The sequence below is a fragment of the Acidobacteriota bacterium genome (assembly GCA_003696075.1).
Taxonomy (GTDB): domain Bacteria; phylum Acidobacteriota; class Polarisedimenticolia; order J045; family J045; genus J045.
This window is the reverse complement of sequence record RFHH01000137.1, coordinates 59,318-67,378: the sequence shown is the minus strand read 5'-3', so window position 1 is coordinate 67,378 and position 8,061 is coordinate 59,318. Positions and strand designations below refer to the sequence as shown.

Annotated in this window: 8 protein-coding genes; all 8 read right to left on the bottom strand. The window is 71.7% G+C overall.

Annotated elements, in window-relative coordinates; all coding sequences use genetic code 11:
- Window positions 1-202: hypothetical protein (locus tag D6718_09385; GenBank protein ID RMG44813.1), on the bottom strand; the 202-nt coding region annotated here is incomplete at its 3' end.
- On the bottom strand, window positions 199-1,059 hold the full coding sequence (gene nadC / locus D6718_09380) for a carboxylating nicotinate-nucleotide diphosphorylase (GenBank protein RMG44812.1): 861 nt from the start codon (window positions 1,057-1,059) through the stop codon (window positions 199-201). The genes D6718_09385 and nadC, both read right to left, overlap by 4 nt.
- Before the next feature lie 2 nt (window positions 1,060-1,061).
- Window positions 1,062-3,749: a valine--tRNA ligase gene (locus tag D6718_09375; GenBank protein ID RMG44811.1), complete on the bottom strand. Its 2,688-nt coding sequence runs from the start codon at window positions 3,747-3,749 to the stop codon at window positions 1,062-1,064.
- Entirely contained in the window at window positions 3,740-4,423 is a 684-nt protein-coding gene (locus D6718_09370) for a DUF2497 domain-containing protein (protein ID RMG44810.1), read from the bottom strand. Before D6718_09370 ends, D6718_09375 begins: the two co-directional genes overlap by 10 nt.
- Window positions 4,424-4,555: 132 nt before the next feature.
- Window positions 4,556-5,257 (bottom strand): enoyl-CoA hydratase/isomerase family protein, encoded by a 702-nt coding sequence (locus tag D6718_09365; protein ID RMG44809.1) that lies wholly within the window; start codon window positions 5,255-5,257, stop codon window positions 4,556-4,558.
- On the bottom strand, window positions 5,254-5,667 hold the full coding sequence (locus D6718_09360) for a cobalamin B12-binding domain-containing protein (protein ID RMG44808.1): 414 nt from the start codon (window positions 5,665-5,667) through the stop codon (window positions 5,254-5,256). Before D6718_09360 ends, D6718_09365 begins: the two co-directional genes overlap by 4 nt.
- Before the next feature lie 25 nt (window positions 5,668-5,692).
- Window positions 5,693-7,366 carry a methylmalonyl-CoA mutase gene (locus D6718_09355; GenBank protein ID RMG44807.1) on the bottom strand — a complete coding sequence of 558 codons (1,674 nt, stop codon included), beginning with the start codon at window positions 7,364-7,366 and terminating at the stop codon, window positions 5,693-5,695.
- A gap of 97 nt (window positions 7,367-7,463) precedes the next feature.
- A complete protein-coding gene (locus tag D6718_09350; protein ID RMG44806.1) occupies window positions 7,464-8,054 on the bottom strand; it encodes an enoyl-CoA hydratase/isomerase family protein in 591 nt (196 codons plus the stop codon).
- Between the last annotated feature and the right edge of the window lie 7 nt (window positions 8,055-8,061).

Sequence of the window (8,061 nt, the reverse complement as noted above, 5' to 3'; positions counted from 1 at the left end):
GGATTCCCCCGACCTTCCCCTGCGGCTGGTACAGGTCGTTCGGCCAGCGGATCTCCACCCGCGCCCCCAGCGCCTCCAGGGCTTCCGCCACCGCCAGCCCCGCGAAGAGCCCTGCGCGCGGAGAGAGCGCCAGCGGCTCGGGAGCGGGGGCGAGGCGGCGGGCGATCCTCTCGCCGAGGGGCGATCGGGGCTGCCGGCTCACGGTGCGGCGATCAGGTCGAGGGACAGGTCCACCGCGGGGGCCCCGTGGGTGAGACAGCCGAGCGACAACCGGTCCACTCCCGCCTCCGCAAACGCGCGCAAGCGTCCGGGCCGGAGGCCTCCGGAGACCTCCAGGCGGGCCCGCCCGGCGGTTCGTCGCACCGCCTCGCGCACCGTGCCCGGGTCCATGTTGTCGAGGAGGATCCAGCCGCAGCCGGCGGCGAGCCCCTCCTCCAGCTCGGCCAGGTCGTCGGCTTCCAGCTCGATTTCGGAGGGCTCGTGACCGGCCCGCACGGCGGCGCGGACCGCCGCTGCGGCACCGCCGCAGAGGACCTTGTGGTTGTCCTTGATCAGGACCAGTTCGTCGAGGGCGAAGCGGTGGTTCCGCCCCCCTCCCACGGCGACGGCGTATTTCTCGAGCGCCCGCAGGCCTGGCGTGGTCTTCCGCGTGTCGGCGATCTCGGCGCCGGTGCCCTCGATCTCGGCGACCGCCCGGCGGGTGAGGGTGGCGATCCCGCACAGGCGCGCGAGGAGGTTCAGCAGCAGCCGCTCCCCGGCGAGGATCGCCGTGGCCGCACCTTCGACCTCCAGCAGGGCCCGGCCGGGCCGTGCCTCCTCGCCCTCGCGCACGAGCGCCCGGCAGGCGGCGCGGCCGTAACCCCTCCGCTCGAGCTCGTCGAGGACGATCGGGCCGAGGGGGAGGCCGGCGACCACCGCCGCCTCTCGCGCCATCACGCGTCCGACAGCGGAGCGGCCTTCGGCGAGGGCCCGGGTCGTGATGTCTCCGCGGGAGCCGAGATCCTCGTCGAGACCGATCTCGACGACGTGGCGGGCGGCGTCGCGGGGGAACGCCGGCATGCTCACCCCAGCGCGGAGAGAAGCCGCTCGATCTCTTCGAGCCGGCTGCGGGCGGCTTCCAGACGGCGTCGCTCCTGATCGACCACGGCCGCCGGGGCTCGCTGCACGAAGTTCTCGTTCTCGAGCTTGCGGGTGCTGGCGGCGATCGCCTTCGCCACCCGTTCCCTCTCCCGTTCCAACCGCTGCCGTTCCCGCTCGGCGTCGACGGCGCCGGCGAGCGGCACGGCCACCTCGACGTGATCGAGGACCTGGCGCAGGGCAGGCTCTTCCGGTAGGGAGGTCCGGGCCAGATCGACCTCCGCGGCGCCCGCGAGCCGCTCGATCCGGTCGCGGAACCGCTCGAGCCACACGAAACCCTCCTCCGCGCGCGGGCGCAGGCGGACCGTGACGCGGCGCCCCGGCTCCACCCCGGCCGAGGTCCTGAGAGCCCGGACGGCGCCGACCGGTCCGATGAGCCACCGCTCCACCGGTTCCGCGGCGCCCTCCGGATCGGCGGGGATCGGCACTGGGGGAGCCGGTGTTCCCGGACGCGGGACCCGCGCCGCGGCCAACAGATCAGGGTCCCCTTCGCGGCGCGGCAGATGGCTCCAGAGTTCCTCGGTGATGAACGGAGCGATCGGGTGCAGCAGCCGCAGCGATCCGTCCAGCACGTCGAGCAGCACGGAGCGCCGCACGTCGGCCCGGCGCGAGTTCGTTCCGGGCGCGAGGTCCGGCTTGGAGAGCTCGATCGACCAGTCGCAGAAGGTGTGCCAGAGGAAGTGGTACAGAGCTTCGCTCGCCCGGTCGAAGCGATACTCCTGATAGGCCTTGTCCACTGCCTCGACCGTTCGTCCGAACCGTGCGAGCAGGAAGCGGTCGAGATCGTCGAGATCCTCGCCGTCGTAGTCGATCCGCGCCCGGCGACCATCCTCGGGGAGGCGCATCAGCAGGAACCGCGTCGCGTTCCACAGCTTGTTCATGAAGGCGCGGTATCCGGCGAGCCGCTCTTCGGAGAGGGCCACGTCGGTGCCCGGGCTGGCGAGGGCGGCCAGCGTGAAGCGTGTGGCGTCCACGCCGTGCTCGTCGAACAGTGTCTCGGGCTCCACCGCGTTGCCGCGGGACTTCGACATCTTCCGCCCCTCGGCGTCGCGCACCAGCCCGTGGAACAGCACCGTCCGGAACGGCACTTGGCCCGTCAGCTTGAGGCCGGCCATGATCATGCGCGCGACCCAGAAAAAGATGATGTCGAACCCGGTCACCAGCGTGTCGGTGGGATAGTACCGGCGCAGATCGTCCGTCTCCTCCGGCCAGCCGAAGACGCTGAACGGCCACAGCTGGGAGGAAAACCAGGTGTCGAGGACGTCCTCGTCCTGCCGGATCCTCGGCCCGCCGCAGCGGCCGCACGCCCGCGGATCCTCCCGGCTGACCGTCGTGTGCCCGCAGTCGGTGCAGTGCCACGCCGGGATCCGGTGACCCCACCAGAGCTGTCTCGAGATGCACCAGTCCTGGATGTTCTCCAGCCAGTGGAAGTAGGTCTTTTCCCAGCTGCGAGGCACGAATCGGATCCGTCCCGTTCGCACGGCCTCGATCGCCGGGCGGGCCAGAGGCTCCATCTTGAGGAACCACTGGGTCGAGATCATCGGCTCGACGATCGTGCGGCAGCGCTGGCACCGCCCCGGCGCGTACTCGTGCGGCCGCCCGCCCCGCGCCAGCCCCAGCTCCTCGAGGCGGCGCTTCACCTGCTCGCGGGCCTCGAAGCGGTCGAGACCGGCGAAGGGGCCCCCCGCTTCCGTGACGCGTCCCGCCTCGTCGAGGATCGCGATCTGCTCGAGTCCGTGCCGCTCGCCGCAGGCGAAGTCGTTCGGATCGTGGGCGGGGGTGACCTTCACCGCCCCGGTCCCGGTCTCGGGATCGGCCAGGATCGCGTCGGCGATGATCGGAATGCGCCGTTCGGGGAAAAAGGGGTGGACGACCCGGCGCCCGACGAGATCACGGTAGCGCGGATCGTCGGGATGCACCGCGACCGCGGTGTCGCCGAGCATCGTCTCCGGCCGCGTGGTGGCGACGACGATCTCGCCGCCTCCCTCCACCGGGTAGGCGAAGGACCACATCTCGCCGGTCTCGGGCTCGTCCCGGTCGACTTCGAGATCGGACAGCGCGGTCCGGCAGTCGGGGCACCAATTGATGAGACGCCGGCCGCGGTAGATCAGTCCCTCCTCGTACAGGCGCACGAAGGTCTCGCGGACGGCGCGGGAGAGTCCCGGATCGAGCGTGAACCGCTCGCGCGTCCAGTCGCACGAGCATCCGAGCCGCTTGAGCGACCGTACGATCCGCGCGTGGTACTCCTCCTTCCAGCGCCAGACCTCCGCGACGAACTTCTCGCGCCCGAGCTCGTGCCGCGTCGTCCCCTGCGCCCGGAGATGGCGCTCGACGACCATCTGGGTGGCGATCCCGGCGTGGTCGGTGCCGGGAACCCACAGGGCGTCCTCGCCGAGCATCCGGTGCCACCGCACCACGATGTCCTGGAGCGTCATGTCGAAGGCGTGGCCGATGTGAAGCGAGCCGGTGACGTTGGGGGGCGGGATGACGAGAGAGAAGCGCGGCCGCGCCGCGGCATCGCTTCCCCCGGCGCGGAACACGCCGGCCTCTTCCCAGCGCTGGGCCACCCGGCTCTCGTAGGCGGAAGGGTCGAACGACTTCGCTAGGGACATGGCGGGCCCTCTCCGATGGTCCGGTCGCGCGCGCCCGGCGAGCCGCCGCCCGCGCGGCGATCGAGCTCCTCCCTCACGATCCGCCGGACGAGCGACGGCAGCCTCCGGTCCAGCTCGCTCCGGACCGCTTTCCGGACCGCCTCCTCGAAGCCTGCCTCGGCGACCCCGACGGGAAGCGAGAAGTCCGGGTCTCCCGGCAGCGGCACGCGCTCCTGCGGCACGTCGGTCACGCCCAGCTCGAGCGGGCCGTCGTCGCCGGGGGGTCCCGGTTCCGGTTCGGGGACGTCGAGCGGCGCGCCGGCGTCGGCCCCCAGTCGCCGCTCGAGAACGGCGACGATCTCGGCGTCACCGAGCGGCTTGAGCAGGACGTCGGAGGCGCCCGCGCGTCGCGCCCGGTCTTCGTCCACGGGCTCGAAGGCGCCGGCCATCAGCGCCACGCCCGGGGGCGGATCGAGGTTCGCGAGCGCTTCCGCGGTCCGATAGCCGCCGCCTCCCGGCAGCAACACGTCCACGAACGCGAAGCGAACCTTTCGCTCCGCCGCCACGCGGACGGCCTCGTCGAGGTGGGCCGCTTCGCACGGTTCGAGCCCGCAAGACCTCGCGGCCTCGCACAGGTGGCGTCTCACGTCGGGGTTCTTGTCGGCGACGAGGATCGGCGGCCGGCTCGCGGGCATAGGCGTTCCAACTCGAGCGCTCGCCGGAGACGCGGGTCCGGCGCGTTCGCCGGCCCGCCGCCGGACGGCGCGAAAAGTCGGCGGGGACGGGGCGCGGAAAGGGTTGGACCGTAACACCGCCTTTTCCGGGTGTCAACGCGCGCCGGCCTCGATCCGCGCCAGGTCGAGCAGGGCGCGCTGCAACGCGGCGGCGCTCCCGCGCCGCGCGGCGCGCCAGGCGTCCCGTGCCGCGGCCGGCCAGCTGCAGAGGATGCTCACCAGCCGGCGCGCCCGGCCCATCGCCGCCGAGGCCGTGGCGGTCACGTCGGCGAGGAGCCCGGCATCCCGAGCCTCCCGCGCCGAGATCTCACCGCCCGCCAGCAGCAGGCGTCGCCCCGCCGGCCGGCGCCCGCGCCGCGGGATCCGTGCCGTTCCGCCCCACCCGGTGAACAGTCCGCGCGACAGGCCCGGATGGCCGAACCGGCTGCGCTCGGTCGCCACGACGACATCGCAGCTCATGGCGAGGTCGAATCCGCCGCCGAGGGCGTGCCCGTCGACGACGGCCGCCGTCACTTGCGGACCCTCCGCCAGCCGGGCGGCGAGGCGCTGCCCTTCGCGGGACAGCTCCTGCGCCCCGATCGGATCGAGCGCCGCGATCTCCGCCAGGTCCGCACCCGCCGCGAACGAGCCGCGGCCGTTGCCCGTGAGGATCAGCCCTCCGACGTCCCCGGCCAATCCGCCGAGCAGCCGCTCGAGTTCGCGCAGGCGGACGGTGCTGAGCACGTTGACCCGGTGCCCCCAGTCCATGCGGAGCACGGCGATCCGACCGAAGCGCTCCAGCCGCGTCCGGTTCATGAAACGCGGGGCTTCACGTTCGCTTCGACCCACGCGATCATCTCGGCGGTCGACGTGCCCGGCAGGAACAGCTCCGCGATGCCGAGCTTCTTGAGCTCGGCCACGTCCTCCTCCGGAATGATGCCGCCTCCGAAGAGCACGATGTCGCCCGCGCCCTTCTCGTCGAGCAGCCGGCGCACCTTCGGGAAGAGCGTCATGTGGGCTCCGGAGAGGATGGAGAGCCCGATTCCGTCGACATCCTCCTGGATCGCGGTCTCGACGATCTGTTCCGGCGTCTTGTGGAGGCCGGTGTAGATGACCTCGTGGCCGGCGTCCCGCAGCGCGCGGGCGATGATTTTCGCGCCACGGTCGTGGCCGTCGAGGCCCACCTTTCCGATCAGCAGCCGGAGTCTCTTCTTCTCGTCGGCCATGCCGGTCACCTCCCTGCGGGCGCTGTCATAGGACGGTGGCTTCCTCGTAGACGCCGAAGACCTTCTTCATCGTGTCGCAGATCTCACCGACGGTGGCGTACCGCCGGACCGCCTCGAGGATGTGGGGGAACGTGTTCTCGTCCTCGCGGCAGGCGCGCTCGAGCCGATCCAGCGCCTCGCGGACCGCCTGGGAGTCCCGCCGCCGTTTCACCTCCGCCAGACGGGCCTTCTGCCGTTCTTCCACCTCGGGCGGGATGCGCAGGAGTTCGATCTTCTGGTCCTCTTCGGGGGGGATGACGTACTTGTTGACCCCGACGATGGTCTTCTCGCCGCGGTCGACCTGCTGTTGATACCGGAAGGCGGCATCCGCGATCTCTTTCTGGGGGAACCCGCGCTCGATCGCTGCCACGATGCCGCCCATCTCCTCGATCCGGCGGAGGTACTCGAGGGCCTCCCGTTCCATTCGGTCGGTGAGGTGCTCCACCAGGTAGGAACCCCCGAGCGGATCGACCACGTTGGCGACGCCGGACTCCTCCGCGATGACCTGCTGAGTGCGGAGCGCGATCCGAACCGCCCTCTCGGTGGGAAGGCAGAGAGTCTCGTCGTAGGAGTCGGTGTGCAGCGACTGGGTTCCGCCCATCACGGCCGCCAGCGCCTGGATGGTCACCCGCACGATGTTGACCAGCGGCTGCTGGGCCTGGAGCGAGCAGCCCGCGGTCTGGGTGTGGAACCGGAGCATCAGGGAGCGCGGATCGCGGGCCCCGTACCGCTCCTTCATCCGGCGGGCCCAGATGCGACGCGCCGCGCGGAACTTGGCCACCTCTTCGAAGAAGTCGTTGTGGGAGTTCCAGAAGAAGCTGAGGCGGGGCGCGAACTCGTCGACCGCGAGGCCGCGCTCGAGGCAGGCCTCGACGTAACCGAATCCGTCGGCGAGAGTGAACGCGAGCTCCTGGACCGCCGTCGAACCTGCTTCGCGGATGTGGTAGCCGCTGATCGAAATGGTGTTCCACTTGGGGACGTGACGGGTGCAGAACTCGATGAGGTCGACGATCAGTCTCAGGGACGGCTTGGGCGGGTAGATCCACTCCTTCTGGGCGATGTACTCCTTGAGAATGTCGTTCTGGACCGTACCTCTCAACTTCTCGAAGGGGACGTTCTGCTTCTCGGCGACCGCGAGGTACATCGCGAGAAGCACCGGGGCGGAGCAGTTGATCGTCATCGACGTGGAGACCTGGTCGAGCGGGATCCCGTCGAAGAGGATCTCCATGTCGGCGAGGGAGTCGATGGCCACCCCCTCGCGGCCGACCTCCCCTTCCGAAAGAGGGTCGTCGCTGTCTCTGCCCATCAGCGTCGGCATGTCGAACGCGGTCGACAGGCCGTTCTGCCCCTGTTCGAGGAGGTACTTGAACCGCCGGTTCGTGTCCTCGGCGGTGCCGAACCCGGCGAACATGCGCATCGTCCAGGGCCGCGCGCGGTACATCGTCGCATGGATGCCCCGCGTGTACGGGTATTCGCCCGGATAGCCCAGGCGCTCCTGGTAGTTCCAGTCGTCGCCGAGATCCTCCGGAGTGGCGAGGAGCGGGACCTCCATGTCCGAAACGGTCGTGAATCGAACCGGACGTTCCGGTAGACGGCGTCTCGCCTCGGCGAGGGTGGTCTCCTCCCACTCGCGCTTGCTCCGTGATCGGTGCTGGCTCATCTCCTGTCCTTTCGCGGAAACGGCCGCCGACCTGCGCCGGCCCGCGGGGGCGGCCTCCGCGAAGGATACCGCGGAGGCCGCGCGCCGTCCGGCCGCGTCACCGCCGGCGGCGCGCGAGAAAGGCGCGGGCGGCGGCCTTCGGGTCCTCGTGGGAGAACAGGAGCGCGAACTCGGCCCGCTCGAGCGCCAGGGCCGCGCTCTCGTCCAGCCGGCCGCCTGCGCGGAGCAGCCGGCGCAGGGCGGGGAGCGCCGGTCCCGCCGCCGACCACCGTTCGAGGCAGCGCTCGGCATAGCCGACGGGATCGCCGGACACGGCGTCGACCAGGCCGCGGGTGGCCGCCCGCCGGGCCGACCAGCCGCGGCCGTCGAGCCAGAAGCCGACCGCCTGCCCCCAGCCGAGGCGGTCGGCGAGGCGGCCCGGGGTCCCGGCGAGGCGGTGAGGGGAACCCGGACCCCGCAGGCGGGTCCCCGGATCCACGACGATCAGATCGGCGGCGAGCGCGATCTCGAGCGCCAACCCGCCGAGCTCGCCCCGGGCGGCCGCGACCCCCGGCCAGTCGGCGAGCCGTTCCAGCGCCCGTTCGACCCCGGCGGCGTCGGCGGTCCAGTCCGGGGGCACGTCGAGCCAGACGCGCCAGGGGCCGGGCGCCTCGGCCGCCGCGTTCAGCTGGCGGTCCGGGGAGGGCACCGTCGGG